The organism is Aquabacterium sp. A7-Y, from assembly GCF_026153205.1.
GTDB lineage: Bacteria > Pseudomonadota > Gammaproteobacteria > Burkholderiales > Burkholderiaceae_C > Caldimonas.
This window is the reverse complement of the sequence record NZ_JAPFBW010000003.1, coordinates 22479-42924: the sequence shown is the minus strand read 5'-3', so window position 1 is coordinate 42924 and position 20446 is coordinate 22479. Positions and strand designations below refer to the sequence as shown.

Genomic DNA, 20446 nt, shown 5'->3' with positions numbered 1-20446 from the left:
TCTTTGGCACATTGCAACTGCGATATTTGCCTGGTGGTCGGACGGGGACTGGGCCTTTGCTGGCGGCTCGAGTGCAAGCGTCCAACCTCCGATACCTCCTGCAGTTGCAAGTATGGAAAAGAATGAACTAGAGTTCAGATTTTTGTGACCCCAAGGGTGACGCGCATGGCCAGGAGGGATCCACACAATCACTCGGAGTATTGGACCGACCCCGAATTTGCTGGCATCAGCCTCCTCAAGGCAGACTTTCGCAATTTTCAATATGCGCCCCATGCGCATGATGAATTGGTCATTGCCGTGACCGTGAACGGCGCCGGCAAATCAGTGACGCAACGTGGAACGGACGTGTCGACAAAGGGGCAACTGCTGGTCTACAACCCGGGCGAAGCGCACCAGGGAGGCACGATAGAGCAACCAGGATGGCAGTATCGCGCCTTCTATATCGATAACTTGGGCATCGCGGCACTCGCCACGGCGCTGTCGCACAGGAAGGCGGCACCGGTTTACTTCAATCACAATTGCATCCAGGATCAGCGGCTCGCGCGCGTGATGCAGCACGCGCACACCGTTTTCGAAGAAAGCCGGGATCCGGCTGAGAAACAATCATGTCTGCTCGACGCAATAAACGCCCTGCATGAACACCATGGTGAGCCCCGGTTCGAACCAGAGACGCTCGGCAATGAAGCGTCGCCCGTATCTTCTGCCGTCGAATATATTCAAGCCAATTTTTCATCCCCCATCACGATCGCAGAACTGGCGCGTCTGACACGGCTCAGCGAGTTCTATTTTTTGCGCGTGTTTCGCAAACATCGGGGCATATCTCCCTACGCCTTCCTGGTACAAGTACGACTGAAAGCGGCCCGACGTTTTCTGGAAAATGGTTTGAGCAGCGCAGAAACAGCCGTATCGTCCGGGTTTTTTGATCAAAGCCATTTCGTTCGCCACTTCAAGCGTGTCTACGGTATCACCCCCAGTCAGTTCACACGGACGCTGAGGAAGCCCGCGTCGCCATTCCGCCCTGAGCGACCATCTCCATGACCATGTGGAGCAGAAACGAGGATTCATGCATCGAGCCGAATTCGAACCCTTCGGTTTCGTTGCCCCTTATTTTCTATTTTCAGGATTCGGATAAACGCCGAATCGGAGGTTGAAGTCAGATGCGTTCCCCCGCATGCCTGGCGGTCAAGTCCTTCAATCTCGATAATACGCACGCCCCCGTCCGCTTGAGGAGGCGGCGCGACGGAGCGACTTCGGATTAATCCAGGTTCGGCGAGCGCCACGTCCAGCGGCATAAACAACTCCCGGACGGGCAATCCCGCCTCGATCACCGAGTTCACTTCGGACTCGAGAACACGCAAGTCGGCGCTAGCAACCTGCGGCAAATCAAAGTCGACTCGCGCCGTACCGTCCTCGGCCATCTGAACGCCTGTTACCAGCGCGCCACGAAAATGCTTGAAGACAATCGCATTCAGGATATGCAAGTCGGTATGTAGTTGACACATCATCAAGCGGAAAGACTTGTCTACAATTCCGACGACCTTGTGAGTAGGCAAGTCCTCCCGGTTCAGCACATGCCACACCTTTCCATCGATGCTTTTGATGTCGATCACCTCTGCCTGACCTGTCGCCCACCGCAACACTCCGCGGTCCGGCAACTGCCCGCCGCCGCCTGGGTAGAAGAATGAACGGTCGAGGCACACAGCATTTTCACGCTGCTCCGTGACATACGCAGGGAACTCGAAACATTCGGGATGCAAATGACAAAGCCCCAGGGACATATTCAACCTCACCCAAGTTTTTAAATTCGAGCGCACCAGCTCAAACACCGGAAGGTGCCGGACCAGGACGCGGCGGGTACAGCGCAGAGTGAATTATGAAAAGCGGGAGCTGTACGTATTGGACGATGCTGCGCAAGTGGCACAGGCAACTGGATAGTGACGGACGAGGGGAAAAACAAGTACAGCGAGGGGGCGATCAGGCAGCCTGCGCGGGCCGGTCCGGCCGGGTCAAAGGCTCAAGTTGATCGAACACATATGCCGCCTGGCCGGCAGTTCAGGACCGCCCTGAGGAGTTGCCATCGACAAGCAGCACCCCTCAGGACGCGAAGGTAGCCGGAGTTGGGCACCCGACGTTGTCGTTGTTGCGGTAGAGATGGCTTCTGCGACGCGGACTCCCCGCAGGACGCGGAGGGTCCGCGGGCTCTCACCCCGCCTCAGTGGCGTCGCCTCCGGCGTGAAGCCAGCCCGACACCGGCCACGCCCGCCAGAAAAAGTGCCCAGGTCTGCGGTTCCGGTACCACCGTGATGAAAGCGTTGACGCCTTCGCCCGGACCCGTGATGGCCTCACCGACATAGAGATACAGCGGCAAGGCGGCGGCAGTGATGTCCGAGGTCAGATCGAAACTGAGCCGCCCGCCGTCGCCGAGACTGATGGACCCGGTGGCCGCCCCGACGGGACGGTTGATGATGCCGGTGCCGTCGAAGGCCGCCAGCGAGGCAGCAGCGAAATCGACGGCACTGCCCGTCGCATCAGTCCCGTTCAGCTTGACATCGACGGGGGCCCGCTGGGTGCCGGGTGTGAACGAGGTTTCGGCTGTATTGAAGTCGAAGAAGTCCAGGGCCGGGGCTGCACTGGCCTGTGCGGCCGAAACGGCCCATGTCGATGAGATCTTGATGCCGTCAACGTCGAACCCCGAAGCCCGGCCATATCCGCCGCCGGTCACGGACTCGCTATCCTCCAGGATGACCGCCTGAATGCGTTGGAGATTGCTGAGCGTCAGGGCGGCACGGAAAACGGTGGTTCGCACACCGGCATGTCCGGATAGTCGCTGGAAGGTCAATGGAAGGTCTTCAGCGCTGGCTGACGCAGGTATTCCGAGCAAAACCAGCAAGGCTGGACCGATGGCTTTCGAGAGGGTCATCACAAACTCCTTGAATGGCGGCAGGCGCCAGCCACCCTCCCGGCTCGGGCGATGGTCCGAACCGTCGTGCTTGATTTTCCGCGGCCGATACGGTGCCCATGACCGCGTTCTGCGGACTCAGGAGCGTGATCGGCCAAGGTCGTTCAGCACCGGATCGGCAACCACCGGCGAGCCCCGCTCACAGGGCCGCGGCGTTTGGCATTCGAATCACTGCCTGGGCTGACGATATTCCGCTATCGCCAGGGGAAATCTGACCTTCGGAGCAGTTTAGACGGCGAGAAATGGAGATCAAGGCGGCTTCGACCCCTGTTTCGCGTGCTAACCACCGCAGCGCAGATTACGCGCAAAAGCAAGCCGCTCCGTCTCCCAGGACAGCTTCCGCGGGCCCCTGCGCGCTGAGGTATCCTGCCGGTCTTCCCGCCAGCGCCCCCTGGCGCCGCGACGTTTCCACGATGACAGCAGACCCCAGCCCTTCCCTTTCCGACACCTTTGTCGCCACCCTCGGCAACGGCGTGCGCGTCCTCACCCTCAGGTTGCCGCACCTGCACAGCGCCAGCGTCAGCGTGTTCGTGCGCAGCGGCAGCCAGCACGAAAGCCTGCAGCTCAACGGCATCAGCCACCTGGTCGAGCACATGGCCTTCAAGGGCACCCACGAGCGCGACTGCCAGCAGATCAACCTCGATGCCGAGCGGCTCGGGGCGGAGGTCAACGCCCATACCGACAAGGACCATACCGCCTATCACATGCGCGGCCTGGCGCACGACGCGCGGCGCTTCGTGCACATGCTGGGCGACATCGTGCGCAACGGCACCTTCCCCGAGGCCGAGTTGGAGCGCGAGCGCCAGGTCATCCTGCAGGAGTACATGGAGGACGACGACGACCCGCTGTCCACCGCGTTCAAGCTGTTCGACAAGATCTGCTTCGGCAACCACCCGGTGGCCCAGCCCATCATCGGCACGCGGCGCAACATCGAGCGCTTCACGCGTGAGGACCTGGTCGGCTATGTGCAGCGTCAGTACACCGGTGCCAATGTCATCGTCGGCGTGGCCGGCCCGGTCGATCCGGACGCCATCCTGAAGGACGTCGAGGCCGCCTTCGGCAGCATGCCGGCCGGCAGCGCCCACCAGGTCGTGCCGCCGGACTATGTCGGCGGCGTCCGCTCGCGCCGCCTGGGCGGCTCCAGCCAGTCCCACCTGGTGCTCGGCTATGCCATCCCGACGCTCAAGGACGACGACCCGTCCAGCCTGCTGGCCGCGGCGCTGTTCGGGGAGGGCATGAGCTCGCCCCTGATGGACCAGATCCGCGAGCGGCTCGGCCTGGTCTATCACGCGGCCTGCTCGGCCGACGTGATGGAGGTGTGCGGGCAGTTCGTGATCGAGGCGTCGACGGTGCCCGAGCACGTCGACCAACTGCTCGACAAGGTGATGAGCCTGCTGGCCCAGCATGCCGAGACCACCGACCCGGTCGGCCTGGAGCGCGCCCGCAACCAGCTCGCCGTGCGCAGCCTGCTGGCGCAGGAACGGCCGTACGGGCGCCTGGAGACGGCCGCCCAGGATCTGTTCGTGCACGGGCGCGTGCGCTCTCAGGAGGAGCTGACCGAGCGCCTGCAGACAGTGACGCCCGCCCAGGTGCGCGAGGCCTTCGCGCGCATGCTGGCCTCCCCGGTCTCGGTCGCTCTCGCAGGCAAGGTCGGCCAGCAGAGCAGCGAGCGGGTGCGCGATCGGGTCGCGGCCTACCGGCGCTGAGACGGCGCCCGGCGTCAACGAGCCGCAGAAACGCACCAGGCGACGCTGTTCGACAGCCATGCGGCACGCCGCGCCGGTCCGCACGGGTCCCGGGCTTGCTGGACTGGCCCCATGCCACTCCGCCCCGATGAACACGTCACGCCGGCCGACGTCGAAAGAGGCCAGCACGACCTCGTCAAGGACTCTGCCTGGGGCAGCCTGGCCGGCTCGCTGCACGGCGGGGTGATCCTGGTCGGCTTTGCGCTCGCGCTCGGCGCCCGGCCGGTGCATGTCGGCCTGCTGGCCGCCATCCCGCTGTTCGCCCAGGCCGTTCAGCTGCCGGCCATCGCCTTGGTCGAGCGCCTCGGCCAGCGCCGCAAGATCGCCGTGCTGTGCCTCACCGCGGCGCGCGCACTGGTGCTGCTGCTGGCCTCCCTGCCTTTCCTTTCCGACGCGCCCACGCAGCTCAGCCTGCTGATCGCCGCCCACATCGTGATCTCGGCGCTCGGCTCGGTCTGCGCCTGCGCCTTGAACTCCTGGCTGCACCAGTTGCTGCCGCAGGAAGGACTGGGGGCGTTTTTCGCTCGGCGCTTGTTCTGGGGCACCGCCGTCGCCTGCGTCGGCACCCTCGCGGCCGGCTTGTTCGTCGACCACGCGCCCTTCGACAACAAGATCTACGCCTACTCGGTCTGCCTGGTCGCGGGCGCGCTGACCGGCTTCATCAGCTGCCGGTATCTGGCCCGCGTGCCCGAACACAAGATGCCGGACGTCTGGGCCCACGGCAGCGTCTGGTCGCGGCTGAAGCTGCCCTTCGGCGACACCAACTTCCGCAATTTCCTCGTTTTCATGGCGGGCTGGAACCTCGCCTCCAGCTTTGCCGCGCCCTTCCTGACGGTCTTCCTGATGGAGCAGCTGGGCTATCCGCTGGGCACCATCACGACCCTGTGGGTGGTCAGCCAGCTGGCCAACGCACTGACGCTTTACGCCTGGGGCCGCATCTCGGACCGGCTGACCAACAAGGGCATCCTGTCGGTCGCGCTGCCGGCCTGGTTCGCCTGCATGCTCGCACTGGCCTTCGTGGCCGAGCCGGCCCGGCATGCCTTCACGCTGCCGCTGCTCTACCTGCTGCACATCGTGATGGGCGCGGCCGCCGGCGGCATCGGCCTGGCCAACGGCAACATCGGCCTCAAGCTGGCGCCGCAGGGCCAGGCCACGGCCTACCTGGCCGCCGTCAGCCTGACCGGCGCGGTGTTCGGTGGCGTCGCGCCCCTGCTGGCCGGCGCGATGGCGCAGTGGCTGGAGAACGCACGCATCAAGCTCGCGCTGGTGCTGGAGTGGGCCGGCAGCAGCCGCATGAACGAGTGGGCCGTCATCTCCTTCACCCACTGGGAGTTCCTGTTCGCGCTGTCCGCGCTGGCCGGCCTCTACGTCCTGCACCGGCTGTCCAAGGTCAGCGAAGGCAAGGAAGTCAGCGAGCGTGTCGTGGTGCAGCAGTTCGCGCTGGAAGCCGTGCGAACGGTCAACCAGCTCTCCAGCGTGGGCGGCATGCTGGGCAGCCTGTTCACCTTCGGGCGGCTGTTCGACCGGCGGCTCTATCTGCGCCCGGTGCCGCGCGCGGGAGGCGGCAAATAGGCAACGCGCGGATCAGCCCGGCGACGGCCCGGCGCTTTGTGTCCGGGCACGCGCCAGGCAACGCCGGTAGCGCGCCTCGACCCGCGAGGCGAACCACTCGGTGGTCAGCTTGCGCGTGATCTTGGGGCTTTGCAGCGCGATGCGCGGCAGCACCGCCCGCGGCAGCGCCCGGCCCTCAGCGCGCTCAGCCAGCGCGAACACCTCCCGGTAGAGCGCGGTGCGCTCGAAGCCCGGCCCCTGGCCCTGCTCCAGCGCGCGCCGTATCGCCGCCGCGCCGAGGTCGAGCCGCGGACCCAGCGACAGGGCCGCGCTCTCGGTGCTGCCGGGACGACGGTCGCTGCCCTCGTCGCCATGGCGCACCAGGTCGCCGTCCAGCACCAGCGGGATGCCCGTCGCGATCGACAGCGCGTGCTGGAAAGCCGCATTGCGGCTGGCGTAGTGCCCGGCGTTGAAGTCGGCGAAGCGGTAGAGCATGCGGTCGTAGTCCACCGGATAGTCCAGCAGGTGGGCGGTGCCGAAGTACAGACCGCCGCGCCGCGTGAAGACCTCGTTGCGCAGCCCGTCGTCCACCGGATAGGGATAGGGCCGCGCCGCCGCGTGGTGCTCGGCATAGGCGATGCTCACCTGCATCGGCCCGCCGGTGCGCACCGGGTTGTAGTCGCCGAACAGGCGCCGGCCCAGCGGCACCATGCCGATGAAGTCCTCGAAGATGCGGCTGAGCTCCTTTTCGGTGCGCGCGGCGTCGATGCGCGCCGCATAGCTGCGTCCGTCGGGCGACGCCAGCCGCAGGGCGGTGCGGACCACCAGGGCCGGCACCCCGATGCGTTCGGCGCGGCGGTCGATCTCCTGCCAGGTGATCTCGGCCAGCCGAGGTACCGGCGGGTCGACCTGGAAGGTCGACTCCTGCTCGGTCACCGCCAGCACCGCGCAGATGTTGTCACTGCTGGGCACCAGCTCCAGGGTCGTCAGGGCAGCATGGAGATCGGTCGCCCATCCGGCGCGATCCGGGATGCCCGGCGGCAGCAGCGACACGATCAGTGCGCGGGCGTCGGCCGGCCGCACCGGCTCCGGCTGAGGACCCCGGCCCGCCGTGCCGCAGGCTGCCAGCAGCAGGCTGAAAGTCAGGGCCGCCAGGGTGCAGGGGTGAGGCGAATCTCCATCGGGAAGGGCTGGGGGAGGGGCTAGCATCTCGCGACAGGCAGCGACCATCACAGGCCGGGATGCCAACTCTAAAGCCTCAGGCCGGCGCGTGGCCGACCCGCCCCTTCGTGCTGGCTGAGCGACTGTCCCACTCGGGCCCGGGGCCGCGGACGCACAATCTTTGCGGGCCGTCCCCGGTACGCCGCGGTCGCGGCCCCCTTACCGTGCCCCATGCCCCTCTCTTTCGCAAGGAGGTCCGTTCATGCTCAGCCGTCTTGCCCTCACCCTCTTGGCGCTGGCTTTCGCTCGCCCCGCCTCGGGCCAGCCCATGCCCGAATGTCCCGGCATCCCCGTCGGCGCGCCAATCGCCGACTACCGAGGCTTGTCGGGCAACTATGCCGGCGCCCTCCAGATGGTGGTGAACCGGCCGCTCAACCTGGGCCTGCTGGTTGTCCCGACCGATCCCGCCAGTCCTCTCGCCCGCGGCAGTTTCAGCGGGCTGTTCTCGGCCCCCTCCGGGGTACCGCAGACTTTCGCCGGCAGTTTCATCGCGGCGCCCGACAACCCGATGCTGCCCGGCATGCTGATGCTTGAGGTCGGTGTCGCGGGCCAGGCGCTGCGGCTGAACTACCGGGTCCTCGGGCTGCAGCGTGCATTGGCGGCCAGCCACATCACGGCGCTGTGCCTCTACGGCCCGCTCGGAACGGACGACCCGCAGCTGCGGCCGTTCGCGCTGTACCGCATCGGACCCTGAGGCCCTTCCCTGTCGACGGGGACGCCGCGGCCCGCTTGTTCCCCGCCGCGGCTTCTCCTAGGCGGTGCTCCAGTTCAGCGAGGTGGTGTGGTGGTCAGTGCCAAGGCCGATACCGGGGTGGCCTGAGCCCTCGCACGCCGGCCCTCAGCGGCCGGTCCCCTTCCCCGCATCGCCTTGCAGACTGCGCGCACCGGCGCCGCCGCCATGCCCGGCGTCCCCGCCGTGCAACAACAGGGTGACCAGCACGGCCGAATCGCTGCGTGCCCGCAGCCAGTGCCGCTGCTGCGGTGGCAGCACCACCAGCTCACCCGCCCCCAGCCGCCGCGTGCCGCCCGGCATCACGACCTCGACGTCGCCTTCCAGGCATTGGATCGTGCACTCCTCGTCCACGTGATGCTCGGGCTGGTCCTGGTGGGCGCGCAGCACCAGATGCAGCAGTTGCAGCCGCTCGGTCTTGAGCAGACTGGTGCTCTGCACCTGGCCCAGGGCTGCGCCCAGCGGGCGGACACTGATGATGTCGAGCGGTTGCGCGTGTGGCATGGCCATGCAGGTCTCCTGAAGATTCGACGTGGCGGCCGGCACGCGGGTGCCCGCCGCTTCCACGACGGGAGAAGCACGCCGGATGCCCGCCCGGCGCTCGGGTTCCGGCGACTCAGTCGCCGCCCTGCTCCACCAGCACCACATGCACACGCCGCGGGCCATGCACCCCGAGCTGCACCACCTGCTCGACGTCCGCAGTGCGCGACGGGCCCGAGACGATGTTGACCGCGCGCGGCATCCCCCCGCGGCGCAGGCGTGTCCAGACCTCCTCCTGGCGGCCGACGATCTGCTGCCGGCCGAGCACAACGATATGGTCGTCCGGCACGAAGTTCAGGCTGGTGGGCGAGGCGGCCGAGGACAGCAGCACCAGGCTGCCGGTCTCGGCGATCGCCGCGAAGCACGGCGTCACGCCGACCGCGTCACTTTGCTGGGCCGGCCCGATACGTACGCTCAGCGACGCCGGCCATGCCAGCGCGGCGAGCGGCGCCGCTGCCACCACGCGAGGTGCCAGCCCCTGGGCGGCGACATAGGCCGCCACCGCACCCGCGACCTCCTCCCGGCTCACCACCCGCGCCACGGTCATCGACAGCGCCGTCGCTCGTGCGACGAACTGCTCGACCCACTCGGCCCTGCCCGCGGGCCCGGGCGAGCCCACCCGGGGAGCGGTGCGTGCGCCGACCTGCGCCAGCGCGATGCCGCTCAGCGCGCCGCGGCCCAGCGCATCCCGGATGCGCTGGAGGACCAGAGCTCGTGTGTCCGTCATCGCGCCGCCTCCCGCTTCTTCCAGGCCTGCATGAAGGTCTCGCCTTGCGGCGCCGGCAGGTCGCGCACCAGGGTCCAGCCGCCGGCCAGCGGCAGCGAACGCAAGCGCCCTCGCCTGCCCGCAAGCCGCTGCAAGCCGAAGGCAGCCAGGCACGCCAGCAGTTGGTAGAGCCACGGTCGCCGGGCCACCGCGGCCCAGGCCCTGACACCCCAGCGTGTCGCCGGCGGCGCCAGGCCCTGCTCGAACTGCAAGGTCCTCAACTTGCGCAGCAGGTCGTTGAGCGGGATCTTGACCGGGCAGACCTCGCGGCAGCGGCCGTTCAACGTGCAGGCGTTGGGCAGGTCGCGGGTCTGGTCCAAGCCGACGAACAGCGGTGTCAGCACCGCCCCCATCGGCCCCGGGTAGACCCAGCCGTAGGCATGCCCGCCCACCGCGCCGTAGACCGGGCAGTGGTTCATGCAGGCGCCGCAGCGGATGCAGCGCAGCATCTCGCGGAATTCGCCTTCGAGCATGCGCGTGCGGCCGTTGTCGACGAGCACCACGTGGTACTCCTCGGGGCCGTCGGTCTCGCCGGGCCGCCGCGGCCCGGTGTGCAGCGAGGTGTAGGTCTCGCAGGCCTGACCGGTCGCGCTGCGGGCCAGCAGGCGCAGCAGCGTGCTCGCGTCGTCCAGGGTGGCCACGACCCGTTCGATGCCGGCCGTCACGATGTGCACACGTGGCAAGGTGGCCGAGAGATCGCCGTTGCCTTCGTTGGTGACGATCAGGCCGGAGCCGGTCTCGGCCACCAGGAAGTTGGCGCCGGTGATGCCGACGTCGGCCGCGAAAAACTTGCCGCGCAGCACCTGGCGGGCTTCGTCCACCAGGTCGGCCACCTGCTCCCGCGGGCCGTGCTGTCCCAGCTTCGCGTGCGCGGCGCGAAACAGCTCGGCAACCTGGGCGCGGGTCTTGTGGATGGCCGGCGCGATGATGTGGCTGGGCGGCTCGTCGGCCAGCTGCACGATGTACTCGCCGAGGTCGGTCTCGACGACTTCCATGCCGGCTTCCTCCAGCGCTTCGGCCAGCCCGATCTCCTCGCCCACCATGGACTTGCCGCGCACCACCGACCGGGCCCCGGCACGCCGGCAGATGCCCAGCACGATCTCCCGTGCTTCGGCCGCGTCGCGTGCCCAGTGCACCACGCCGCCGCTGCGCTCGACCGCCTGCTGGTAGCGCTCCAGGTAGATGTCCAGGTGCTGCAGCACATCGTCCTTGATGCGCCGGCCCTCGTCGCGCAGGAACTCGAACTCCGGCGTCTCGGCGACCACCCGGGCGCGCTTCGCGACAAAACCCTCCTCGCCCAGCTTGCCGAGCGCCGACTGCAGGCTGATGTCCTTCAGCGCGATGCGCGCGCGCTGCTTGAAGTGCTGGCTGGCGGGCAGCATCAGGCGCCCCCGGGTCACCGATGCCGGGTGCGTCGGCCATGCCGGCGAGCACCTCGGCGACGTGGTAGACGCGCACGGTAGAGCCCTGCCGCTTGAGCCGTCCCGCCAGGTGCAGCAGGCATCCGAGGTCGCCGCCGAGCAGGAGCTCGGCCCCGGTCGCCTCGGCGTTGGCCGCCTTGTCGCCGGCCATCTTGCCGGAGATCTCGGGGTACTTGACGCAGAAGGTGCCGCCAAAGCCGCAGCACACCTCACCGTCCTTCATTTCGACCAGCTTCAGACCTTCCACCGAGCGCAGCAACTCGCGTGGCTGGCGTTTCACGCCCAGCTCGCGCAGTCCCGCGCAGCTGTCGTGGTAGGTCGCCGTGCCGGGCAGGCGGGCCTGCAGCTGCGTGATGCCCATCACGTCGGTCAGGAAGCTGGTCAGCTCCCAGCTGCGCGCGGCCAGGCGGTTGGCCCTGGGGCCCCAGACCGGGTCCTCGACGAACAGGTCCGGGTAGGCGTGGCGCAAGGTCGCCATGCAGGAGCCCGACGGGCCGACCACGTGCTGGTGGTCTTCGAAGGCCTCGATGACCTGCTTCGCGATCGCCCGGGCATCGCTGCGGGCGCCGCTGTTGAGCGCCGGCTGCCCGCAGCACACCTGGCGTGCCGGCACCTCGACGCGGCAGCCCGCCTCGGTCAGCAGCTTGGCGCTCGCGAAGGCCACCGACGGCCGCATCAGGTTCGCCAGGCAGGTGACGAACAAGCCCACACGCACCGGCTCCATCAGTGCACCCCACCGAGGTAGGCGGCCCGCACGGCCGGGTCGTGCTTCAGCTGCCGGGCCTCGCCATGCACCGCGATGCGTCCGTTCTCCAGCACGTAGGCATAGTCGCTGACCTCCAGCGCGGCGGCCGCGAACTGCTCGACCAGCAGCATCGTGATGCCGCGCTCGCGCAGCCGGCGGATGATGCGGAACACCTCTTCGACCAGCACCGGCGCCAGGCCCATCGACGGCTCGTCGAGCAGCACGACGTCGGGATCCAGCATCACGGCCCGCGCCATCGCGAGCATCTGCTGTTCGCCGCCGGAGAGCGTGCCGGCCAGCTGCAGGCGCCGCTCCTTCAGGCGCGGAAACAGCTCCATCGCGCGCTCCAGGTCGCCCTGCACGTCGCCCCGGGGGCGGCTGCCCGTCAGGCGCGGAAAGGCGCCCAGCAGCAGGTTGTCCGCCACCGTCAGGGTCGGGAAAACGCGCCGGCCCTCGGGCGAGTGCGCCAGCCCGCGCCGCGCGACGCGGTGCGGATCGAGCCCGGCCACGTCGATGCCGTTGAGCCGCACCGAGCCGGCCCTGGGCTTGACCATGCCGCAGATGGCCCGCATGGTGGTGGTCTTGCCGGCGCCATTGGAGCCGATCAGGCTCACCACCCGGCCCTGCGGTACCTCCAGCGAGATCCCGTGCAGGACGTCCGTGCCGCCGTAGCCGGCACGCAGCTTGTCGATCTTCAGCATGACTGTCTCCTCCTACGCGATGGCGGCTTGCGGGACGGCGGCGGGCACTTCCTCGGCCGCCGCACCCAGGTAGGCTTCGATCACCTTGGGATGCCGCTGCACCTCGGCCGGCAGCCCCTCGGCGATCTTCTGGCCGAAGTCGAGCACCGTGACGCGGTCGCACAGGCTCATCACGACATCCATGTGGTGCTCGATCAGGATCACCGCGATGCCGTGGTCGCGGATCTTGCGGATCATCGCGACCAGCTGCGGCAGCTCGGCCGGGGGCAGGCCGGCAGCCGGCTCGTCCAGCAGCAGCACGCGCGGCGCCAGTGCCAGCGCGCGGGCGATCTCCAGCAGCCGCATCTGGCCGTACGGCAGGTTGCGGGCCTCCTCGCCGTCCAGCCCGGCCAGGCCGACGAAATCGAGCAGCGCGGCCGCATGCGCCCGCGCGGCCTGCTCTTCCTCGCGCCAGCGGCGGGTGCGCAGCACCACGTCGACCAGCGAGGCGCGATAGCCGTGGTGCAGCCCGACCAGCACGTTCTCCAGGGCCGACATCTCGCCGAACAGCTGCACGTTCTGGAAGGTGCGTGCGACACCGGCCAGCGCGATGTCCGAGGAGCTGCGTCCGGCGAGCGAGCGGCCCTCGAAGCCGACGCTGCCGCGGGTCGGTGTGTAGATGCCCGTCAGCACGTTCATCATGGTGCTCTTGCCCGAGCCGTTGGGGCCGATCAGTCCGTGGACCGAGCCGGGCGCAACCGACAGATCGACCTCGTTGAGCGCCTTCAGGCCGCCGAACTGCATCACCACGCCGCGGGCCTCGAGCAGGGGCGCGCCGCCGCTGCCGGCCTTCGCGACGGTCCGCAGCGCCATCGCCGGGGCCTTGCCGGGCGAGGCCAGGTCGCGGCCGACCGCAGCCGCGGGCCGCAGCCGCCGGGCCAGAGCGCGCACCGGGCCCATGATGCCGTCGGGCAGGTAGTAGACGACCGCGAGGATCAGCAGACCGAAGATCGTCAGCCGGTGCTCGGCGATGTCCTCCAGCGCGAACGCGAACACGACAAAGGCCAGCATGCCGGCCAGCGGCACCGCGAGCTGCCGCCATGTCGCCCGGCGACGCAGCAGCGCCTGCCCGGCGTAGACCGCCACCGCGACCGCGATCGCCACCGTGAGACCCCGGAACAGCTGGACGTCGGACAGCAGGTTGGGCAGCAGCACCACGATGGTGGCCCCGATCACCGCGCCACTGCGCGTCTTGCGCCCCCCCAGCGTGATGGCCAGCAGGAACAGGATGGTCAGCTCGAAGTTGAAGGTGGCCGGCGCGATGTACTCCTCCGAGAACGAGAACAGCGCCCCGGCCAGCCCGGCGAAGGCGGCGCTGATCACGAAGGCCAGCACCTTGTTGCGGTAGACCGAGACACCCATGCAGTCGCAGGCCACCGGGCTGCCGCGCAGGGCTTCGAAGGCGCGCCCCACGTGGGAGTTGAGCAGCCGGTGCACCACCAGCAGGGCCAGCAGCGCGAGCGCGATCACGAGGTAGTAGAACTCGACCTGCGACATGCGGTGGCCGAACCACTCGGGCTTGGGCACCGGCAGGCCTTGCGGGCCCTGGGTGACGAAGTCCATCTCGTTGATCAGGATCTGCACGATGGTGCCGAAGGCCAGCGTCACCATCGCCAGGTACGGACCGGTCACGCGCAGCGCCGGCAAGGCCAGCAAGGCGCCGCAGCCGGCGGTGAGCGCGATCGCGGCGGGAATGGCGAGCCAGAACGGCAGCCCCAGCTTGGCGAACAGCACGCCGCCCGCATAGGCGCCGATGCCGAACAGGCCGGCATGGCCGAGCGACACCTCGCCGGTGTAGCCGACCACGATGTCGAGGCCGAACAGCACGATGGCGTAGATGGCGATCACCATCACCAGGTGCAGGTAGTAGGGGTTGGGGACGGCCGCCGGGAAGGCCGCCAGCGCGGCCAGCGCCAGGCCGCCGAGCAGGGTTTTGGTGGGGAACTGCTTCATGATCAGACCTTCTTGATGGCGGTCTTGCCGAACAGCCCGGCCGGCTTCAGGGCCAGCACCACGAGCAGCAGGACCAGCCCTGGCACGTCCTTGTAGCCGGTGGAGATGTAGAAGCCGGTGAAAGTTTCGGCGAGCCCGAGGATCAGGCCGCCCGCGATGGCACCCAGCCCCGAGGTCAGCCCGCCGATGATGGCGACCGCGAAGGCCTTCAAGCCGAGCGAGGCGCCCATGCTGGCGCCGGTCAGGGTCAGTGGCGCCACCAGCACACCCGCGAAGGCGGCCGTCGCGCAGGACAAGGCATAGGAGAAGGTGATGACGTGGCCGGTGTGGATGCCCATCAGCCCCGCCGCGTCGCGGTCGGACGCGGTCGCGACCACCGCCTTGCCGTAGATCGAGCGGCGGTTGAACAGCTCCACGGCGGCCATCAGCGCGAGGGCGCCGCCCACCACCACCAGCTCCATCGGCATCACGTTGGCGCCCAGCACCTGCAGGGGGACCTCGGGCACCGGCGAGGGGAACTTGACGTCGTCCTTGCCCCAGAGGTTCTCGGCGACGTTTTTCATGATGATGCCCAGCGCGATGGTCGCCATGATCCAGCCCTCGGACTTGATCTTGAGCGCCGGCCGCACCGCCAGGCGCTCCACGCCGATGCCGTAGAGCGCACCGGCCAGCAGCACCAGCGGCAGCATCAGCCAGTAGCCCAGCTGCGCCGCGATGGACAGCCCGATCAGCGCCCCCACCGCCAGGGCCTCGCCCTGGCCGAAGTTGAGGGTGCCCGAGGTCGCGAAGGTCAGCTGGTAGCCGAAGGCGATGACCGCGTAGATCATGCCGAGGGCGATACCGCTGAAAAGGATCTGCAGGAGCACGTCCATGCACAGTCTCCGAAACAAAACAAGAGAAGGGAGCCGCGGGCCCGTCGGGCCCGCGACCGCCAGGCCTTACTTGCCCGCGGCGGCGACACGCTTGCGGTCGTCGTCGTAGGCGTAGACGACCTGCCCCTTGCGGACCTCACCCATCACGGGCAGGCGCTCGTCCACGGTCTCGTGGTCCTCGCGCGAGAAGGGCTTCACATAGGTCGTGATGACCCCTTCGACCGGCTCCTTCAGGTTTTCCAGCGCCTCGCGCACCTTGGGGCCCTCGGTCGTGCCGGCCTGCTTGATCGCGGCGGCGAGCAGGTAGACCGAGTCATAACCCTGGGCGGCGGACACCGGCGAGGGCATGCGCTCGACCTTGTAGGCACGCTGGTAGGCCTCGATGAAAGCCTTGCGCCGGGGCGAGGTGGGCTCCTGGATGAAGGTCTGCGGCATGCGCGCGCCCTCGCCGTTCGGACCGGCGTTGTCGATGAAGTTGGACATCGACAGGGTCCAGCTGCCCAGCATCGGGACCTTCCAGCCCAGCTTGACCATGCCGTTGGCGATCTGCGCCAGCTCGGGGCCGATCGCGTAGGTCAGCACCACCTGGGCGCCGGCCGCCTTGGCCTTGAGCAGCTGCGGCGTCATGTCCACGTCCTTGACGTTGAACTTCTCGACCGCGACCGGCGTGATGCCCTTTTTCGCGAGCGCCTTCTCGAGGTCCTCGCGGCCGAGTTGGCCGTAGTTGGTCGAGTCGGCCAGGATGGCGACCTTCTTGAAGCCGCGCCGGGTGACCGCCTCCTCGACGATCATCGCGGCCTGCAGGCTGTCGCTGGCCGCCACGCGGAAGACATAGTTGTCGGGGTATTGCGGCGGCAGGAACTGGCGCGTGACGGTGGAGCCGGTGGCCACGCCGGTGATCACCGGGATCTTGGCCTCCTGGTAGAAGCGCTGGCTGGCCAGCGCGACCCCGGTGTTGACGATGCCCAGCGCGGCGACCACACCTTCCTTGTTGATGAGCTCCTGCACCACCTGGGCGCCACGCTCGTTTTTGCCTTCGTCGTCACGCTCGATGAGCAGCAGCGGCCGGCCGAGCACACCGCCCTGGGCGTTGATCTCCGCCGCCGCGAGCTTGATGCCGTCGCGCAGGCTCACGCCCATGGGCGCGGAGCCGCCGGTCAGCGGGGCCGTGACGGCGACCTTGATGGGCTCGGCGGCCAGGGCGCCGGAGGAGGTCCCGAGCGAGAGGCCGAGGGTGGCCGCGGCGATCAGGGTGAGGCTGTGGCGTCGTTTCATCATGCTGTCTGTCTCCTTGGGTGGTGGCGAGCGGGTGTGATCCCCGTCTCTGCGTAGCCACTTTAGGAAGACGCGACAGCTGCCGGTTGAAACTTCTTGGGCGCGCGCTTGAGCGATTTTCAAGCGACGCGCGACACCGCTCTCAGCCGAGCGACTGTTTCATCCACTCGACGAAGGCGGCACATTCCCAGCGCTCCAGCGCACCGGGCTGCCAGCACAGGAAATAGTGGTTGGGCGAGGCCACCTGGCGCTCCGACAGGCGCACCAGCCGGCCGTTGTCGAGCCAGGCCGCGCCCAGCTTCATGCGCATCAGGGCGACGCCGAAGCCCGCCACCGCGGCATCCAGCACCAGCCCGATGTCGTTGAACTGGGCCCCTTCACGCGGCTCTGTGAGCGTGAGCCCGCACTCGGTGAACCAGGTACGCCAGGGCTCCAGCGGACAGCGGATCAGCCGGGCACGGCCCACCGTCTCGTCGCTCTGGAAGCCGTCGAAGGGGCCCGCGGTGTTGAGGTATTCGGGGCTGCAGACCGGACACACGGTGTCCGACTGCAGCCGCACCGACTCGCGGTCCGGGTAGGGACCGGTGCCGAAACGCAGCTCGATGTCGGCCTCCTCGGCCGTCACGTTGAGCATCGGAATGGTGACCTGCAGGATCAGGTCGATGTCGGGGTAGGCGTGCCGGAACAGCGCCAGCCGCGGCAACAACAGCTGACGCGAGAAGGTCGGCGTGACCGCCACGCGCAGCCGGGTCGCGCCGCCGCTGGCGCTGCGGCCCGGCACCTGCTGCAGGGCCGTCAGCGCCTCGCGCACGCGCGCGAGATAGGCGGCACCGTCGGTCGTCAGCGTGAAGTCGCCACGGGAGAACAGCTTGATCCCGAGCTGCGACTCCAACTGCCGGATGCGGTGGCTGACCGCGCTGGGCGTGACGTTCAGCTCCTCGGCGGCCAGCGTACCGCTGCGCAGCCGCGCGAGGGCTTCGAAAGCCAGCAGGCCCTGGATGGGCGGGATCCGGTGTCCGCTCATGGAAGCCGCCGCTCAGGACTCCTTGCGCCGGATGAAGCTGGAGCGCTTGGCGTCGTCGGGATAGTAGAACTGGATCTCGCCCTTGCGCCAGACGCCCAGCCAGATCATGTTGCGCGAGAAGGCATCGTGGTCGGCGGCCGAGAAGGGCCGGTCGTAGCTCGTCACCACCCCGGCATAGGACCGGTCGAGGTTCTCCAGCGCCTGCTTCAGCGCATCGGCCGAGGTGTTGCCGCGGGTCTGGAACACGACCCGCATCATCAGGTGCACCGCATCGTAGGTCTGGGCCGCCGCCATCAGCGAGCCCAGGGGTTGCGCCCCGGCATGGCGCTTGAGGCGGGCGAGGAAAGAAGCGCGCCGCTCGTTGGACAGGTCCTGGATGATGGTCTGCACCATCATCGCCCCCTCGACGGCGGGGCCGGCGCGCTCGGGCAAGGTGCGGAAGGACAAGGTCCAGGGGCCATACAGCGGAGCGTCGAAGCGCGCCTGGGCGCGCGCCTCGGCCAGCACCGCCATCTCCGCGCCGATGGTGTAGCCGAGGATGACCTCGGCCCCGGCGGCGCGGGCCTGCTGCACCTGCTCGGTGAGCCGGCGCACCCCGAGGTCGAAACGCGCCGTATAGACGGGCTTGAGCTGCTTCTCGGCCAGGAACTTCTCGACGTCCCTGAGCCCGCCCTCGCCGTAGCCGGTGGTGTCGGCGAACACCGCGATGCGCGTAAAACCGCGCTTGACGATCTCGTCGACCAGGAAGGCCGCCTGCAGCGTGTCGCGCGCCGACATGCGGAAGATGTAGCTCTTGTCGGCCGGGTACTTCGCGGTGACGGCCGAGCCGGTCGCCACCGGCACCATTAGCAGGTGCTTGTTGTCCTGGAACAGGTCCAGCGACTTCAGCGCCACGCCGGTGTTGCAATAGCCGACCGTGAAGTCGACCTTCTGCTTGAGCACCAGGTCCTCGGCCTGCCGGCGGCCTTCGTCGGGGTCGCCCTTGTCGTCACGCGCCACCAGCTCGACCTGGCGGCCCAGGTAGCCACCGACCTCGTTGATTTCCTTGACCGCCAGTTCGGCGCCGAGGCGCGCGCTGTTGCCGAACTCCTGGGAGCCGCCGCTGAGCGGGCAGACGAAACCCACACGCAGGGGCTGCGGGGTCTGCGCAGCGGCAAGCCCGGTCAGCGAGGTCAAAAAGGCGGCAAGCAGCAGTCGAGCCCGTGTCATGGTTGTCTCCGACGTTGTAGTTGCCGCCGATGTTGCAACCTGTTTCATCGAGCGGGGATCAGGTGGAACCCTCTTCCCGCTGGTGCCCGCGTGACATACGGCAGGGACCGCGACGCTTCTGGCGCCGAAGCGGCCGGCCCCGCTCAGGCGGTCTTGAAGACCGCCACCGCCTCGACCAGGCGCGCCGCCTGGCCCTGCAGGCTCATCGCCGAAGCGGCCGACTGCTCGACCAGGGCCGCGTTCTGCTGGGTGCCGTGGTCCATCTGCTCGACGGCCACGTTGACCTGCTCGATGCCCTCGGCCTGCTCGTGGCTGGAGTGGGTGATGCTGCCCACGGCCTCGGTGACCGCCTTGATGCCGCGCACGATTTCCTCCATGGTGCGGCCGGCGCGGGACACCAGTTGCGCCCCGTCGCGCACGCGGTCGCCGGACTCGGCGATCAGGCCCTTGATCTCCTTGGCCGCGCTCGCCGAGCGCTGCGCCAGCACCCGGACCTCGGCCGCGACCACCGCGAAGCCGCGGCCATGCTCGCCGGCCCGCGCGGCTTCGACCGCCGCGTTGAGCGCCAGGATGTTGGTCTGGAAGGCGATGCCGTCGATCACGCCAATGATGTCGTTGACGCGCGTCGAGGCCGACTGGATGGAGTCCATCGTGCCGACCACCTCACCCATCAGCTTGCCGCCGGCCTCCGCCTCGCCGGCCGCCGCGACCGCCAGCGAATTGGCGTTGCGGGCATGCTCGGCGTTGATCCTGACGCGGTCGGTGAGCTGCTGCAGCGAGGCAGCCGTCTGCTGCAGGCCCGCGGCCTGGCTTTCGGTGCGGGCCGAGAGATCGCTGTTGCCGCTGGCGATCTCGCGCGAGGCCAGCGCGATCGTGTCGGAGGATTCCCGCACGCGCTGGACCATCGCGGTCAGGTCGCGTGTCATCGCGCCCAGCGCCGCCAGCACCTGGGCGACCTCGTCGCGTCCGCGGTCCTCGGCCATTCGGCTGAGGTCGCCGCGCGAGATGCGATGCAGCACCACCACCGCCTCGGCCAGCGGGCCCTTGATGCTGCGCGTGATGACCACCGCGGCCGCAGCCGCGGCCAGCCCGGCGATCACACCCACCACGGTCATCAGCCGGTTGACGTCCTGGCCCGAGGCTTCCGCGGCCTCGAACAGTTCCTTGGTCTGCTGCGTCTGCAGGTCAGCGAACTCGCCCAGGCGCGCCAGCAGCTTCTGCTGCAGCGGGTCGACCTGCTTGTTCATCACGCCGATGGCCGCCTCGCTGTCGAACGCCAGCGACAGCGCGACGGCCTGGGTGAAGGGATGCTGCAGCTCGTTCTCCAGCTTGAGCAGCGCGTCGAGGGTCTGCTGCTCGGTGGCCGACAGGCCGCCGATCTCGACCAGCCGGGCACGCGCTTGCTGGAAGGCCTTGAGGTGCTCGCGCACCTTCTGCTCCTCCTGCTGGATCGGGCCGACCTCACCCTGCAGCACCAGATTGCGCATGCCCACCGCACTCGCGAGGATGGACGTCCGCATCGCCAGCGCCAGCCCGGCCTTTTCGGCCGAGCGGTCCAGCCCGTGCACCAGCCGGCTGCGGTCCCGGTGGCCGACGACGCCGGCGATCAGCAGCGCGGCGGCCAGCATCAGGATCGCCAGGCCGAAGCCCAGGTAGAGCCGCGTCCCGATGCGCATGTTTCTGAGCCACATGATT

The 20446-nt window shown here is 68.5% G+C and carries 17 protein-coding genes and 1 pseudogene; 4 read left to right on the top strand and 14 right to left on the bottom strand.

Translation table 11 applies throughout. The features are described from left to right. Positions 1 to 165 precede the first annotated feature (165 nt). Complete coding sequence (locus tag OOT46_RS03280) at positions 166 to 1038, top strand: AraC family transcriptional regulator (RefSeq protein WP_265402153.1); 873 nt, start codon at positions 166 to 168, stop codon at positions 1036 to 1038. Positions 1039 to 1061: 23 nt separating this feature from the next. Here OOT46_RS03280 and OOT46_RS03275 read toward each other — a convergent pair whose 3' ends face one another. Continuing rightward, positions 1062 to 1778: an alanyl-tRNA editing protein gene (locus OOT46_RS03275; protein WP_416136148.1), complete on the bottom strand. Its 717-nt coding sequence runs from the start codon at positions 1776 to 1778 to the stop codon at positions 1062 to 1064. 434 nt (positions 1779 to 2212) lie between these two features. Continuing rightward, complete coding sequence (locus OOT46_RS03270) at positions 2213 to 2920, bottom strand: PEP-CTERM sorting domain-containing protein (RefSeq protein WP_265402151.1); 708 nt, start codon at positions 2918 to 2920, stop codon at positions 2213 to 2215. Positions 2921 to 3372: 452 nt separating this feature from the next. On the opposite strand from OOT46_RS03270, the gene OOT46_RS03265 reads away from it, so the two are divergent. Further along, positions 3373 to 4665 carry a M16 family metallopeptidase gene (locus OOT46_RS03265; protein ID WP_265402150.1) on the top strand — a complete coding sequence of 431 codons (1293 nt, stop codon included), beginning with the start codon at positions 3373 to 3375 and terminating at the stop codon, positions 4663 to 4665. Between the two features lie 111 nt (positions 4666 to 4776). Further along, entirely contained in the window at positions 4777 to 6276 is a 1500-nt protein-coding gene (locus OOT46_RS03260) for an MFS transporter (RefSeq protein ID WP_265402149.1), read from the top strand. 12 nt (positions 6277 to 6288) lie between these two features. Here the strand turns inward: OOT46_RS03260 and OOT46_RS03255 are convergent, their stop codons facing one another. Beyond that, positions 6289 to 7464: a DUF1615 domain-containing protein gene (locus OOT46_RS03255; protein WP_265402148.1), complete on the bottom strand. Its 1176-nt coding sequence runs from the start codon at positions 7462 to 7464 to the stop codon at positions 6289 to 6291. Between the two features lie 214 nt (positions 7465 to 7678). Here OOT46_RS03255 and OOT46_RS03250 point away from each other — a divergent pair, with 214 nt between their 5' ends. Beyond that, positions 7679 to 8170, top strand: a complete 492-nt coding sequence (locus tag OOT46_RS03250) for a hypothetical protein (RefSeq protein ID WP_265402147.1) — start codon at positions 7679 to 7681, stop codon at positions 8168 to 8170. 144 nt (positions 8171 to 8314) lie between these two features. Here the strand turns inward: OOT46_RS03250 and OOT46_RS03245 are convergent, their stop codons facing one another. The 11 genes and pseudogenes from OOT46_RS03245 to OOT46_RS03195 form a co-directional block, all read right to left on the bottom strand. Beyond that, positions 8315 to 8716 (bottom strand): cupin domain-containing protein, encoded by a 402-nt coding sequence (locus tag OOT46_RS03245; protein WP_265402146.1) that lies wholly within the window; start codon positions 8714 to 8716, stop codon positions 8315 to 8317. Between the two features lie 106 nt (positions 8717 to 8822). Beyond that, positions 8823 to 9473: a LutC/YkgG family protein gene (locus OOT46_RS03240; protein ID WP_265402330.1), complete on the bottom strand. Its 651-nt coding sequence runs from the start codon at positions 9471 to 9473 to the stop codon at positions 8823 to 8825. After that, positions 9470 to 10891 (bottom strand): LutB/LldF family L-lactate oxidation iron-sulfur protein, encoded by a 1422-nt coding sequence (locus tag OOT46_RS03235; RefSeq protein ID WP_416136147.1) that lies wholly within the window; start codon positions 10889 to 10891, stop codon positions 9470 to 9472. The genes OOT46_RS03240 and OOT46_RS03235 overlap by 4 nt, the downstream gene beginning before the upstream one ends. Before the next feature lie 16 nt (positions 10892 to 10907). Further along, positions 10908 to 11648: pseudogene (locus OOT46_RS03230) on the bottom strand ((Fe-S)-binding protein); the annotation flags it as partial. Positions 11649 to 11656: 8 nt separating this feature from the next. Continuing rightward, positions 11657 to 12379 (bottom strand): ABC transporter ATP-binding protein, encoded by a 723-nt coding sequence (locus tag OOT46_RS03225; RefSeq protein ID WP_265402144.1) that lies wholly within the window; start codon positions 12377 to 12379, stop codon positions 11657 to 11659. Between the two features lie 12 nt (positions 12380 to 12391). Next, positions 12392 to 14371 (bottom strand): ABC transporter permease subunit, encoded by a 1980-nt coding sequence (locus tag OOT46_RS03220; RefSeq protein ID WP_265402143.1) that lies wholly within the window; start codon positions 14369 to 14371, stop codon positions 12392 to 12394. A gap of 2 nt (positions 14372 to 14373) precedes the next feature. Continuing rightward, positions 14374 to 15243 carry a branched-chain amino acid ABC transporter permease gene (locus tag OOT46_RS03215; protein WP_265402142.1) on the bottom strand — a complete coding sequence of 290 codons (870 nt, stop codon included), beginning with the start codon at positions 15241 to 15243 and terminating at the stop codon, positions 14374 to 14376. Positions 15244 to 15309: 66 nt separating this feature from the next. After that, positions 15310 to 16518: an ABC transporter substrate-binding protein gene (locus OOT46_RS03210; RefSeq protein ID WP_265402329.1), complete on the bottom strand. Its 1209-nt coding sequence runs from the start codon at positions 16516 to 16518 to the stop codon at positions 15310 to 15312. Between the two features lie 142 nt (positions 16519 to 16660). After that, on the bottom strand, positions 16661 to 17542 hold the full coding sequence (locus tag OOT46_RS03205) for a LysR substrate-binding domain-containing protein (protein ID WP_265402141.1): 882 nt from the start codon (positions 17540 to 17542) through the stop codon (positions 16661 to 16663). A 12-nt stretch (positions 17543 to 17554) separates the two neighbouring features. Then, positions 17555 to 18751, bottom strand: a complete 1197-nt coding sequence (locus OOT46_RS03200) for an ABC transporter substrate-binding protein (protein ID WP_265402140.1) — start codon at positions 18749 to 18751, stop codon at positions 17555 to 17557. Between the two features lie 143 nt (positions 18752 to 18894). Beyond that, positions 18895 to 20442: a methyl-accepting chemotaxis protein gene (locus tag OOT46_RS03195; protein ID WP_265402139.1), complete on the bottom strand. Its 1548-nt coding sequence runs from the start codon at positions 20440 to 20442 to the stop codon at positions 18895 to 18897. Between the last annotated feature and the right edge of the window lie 4 nt (positions 20443 to 20446).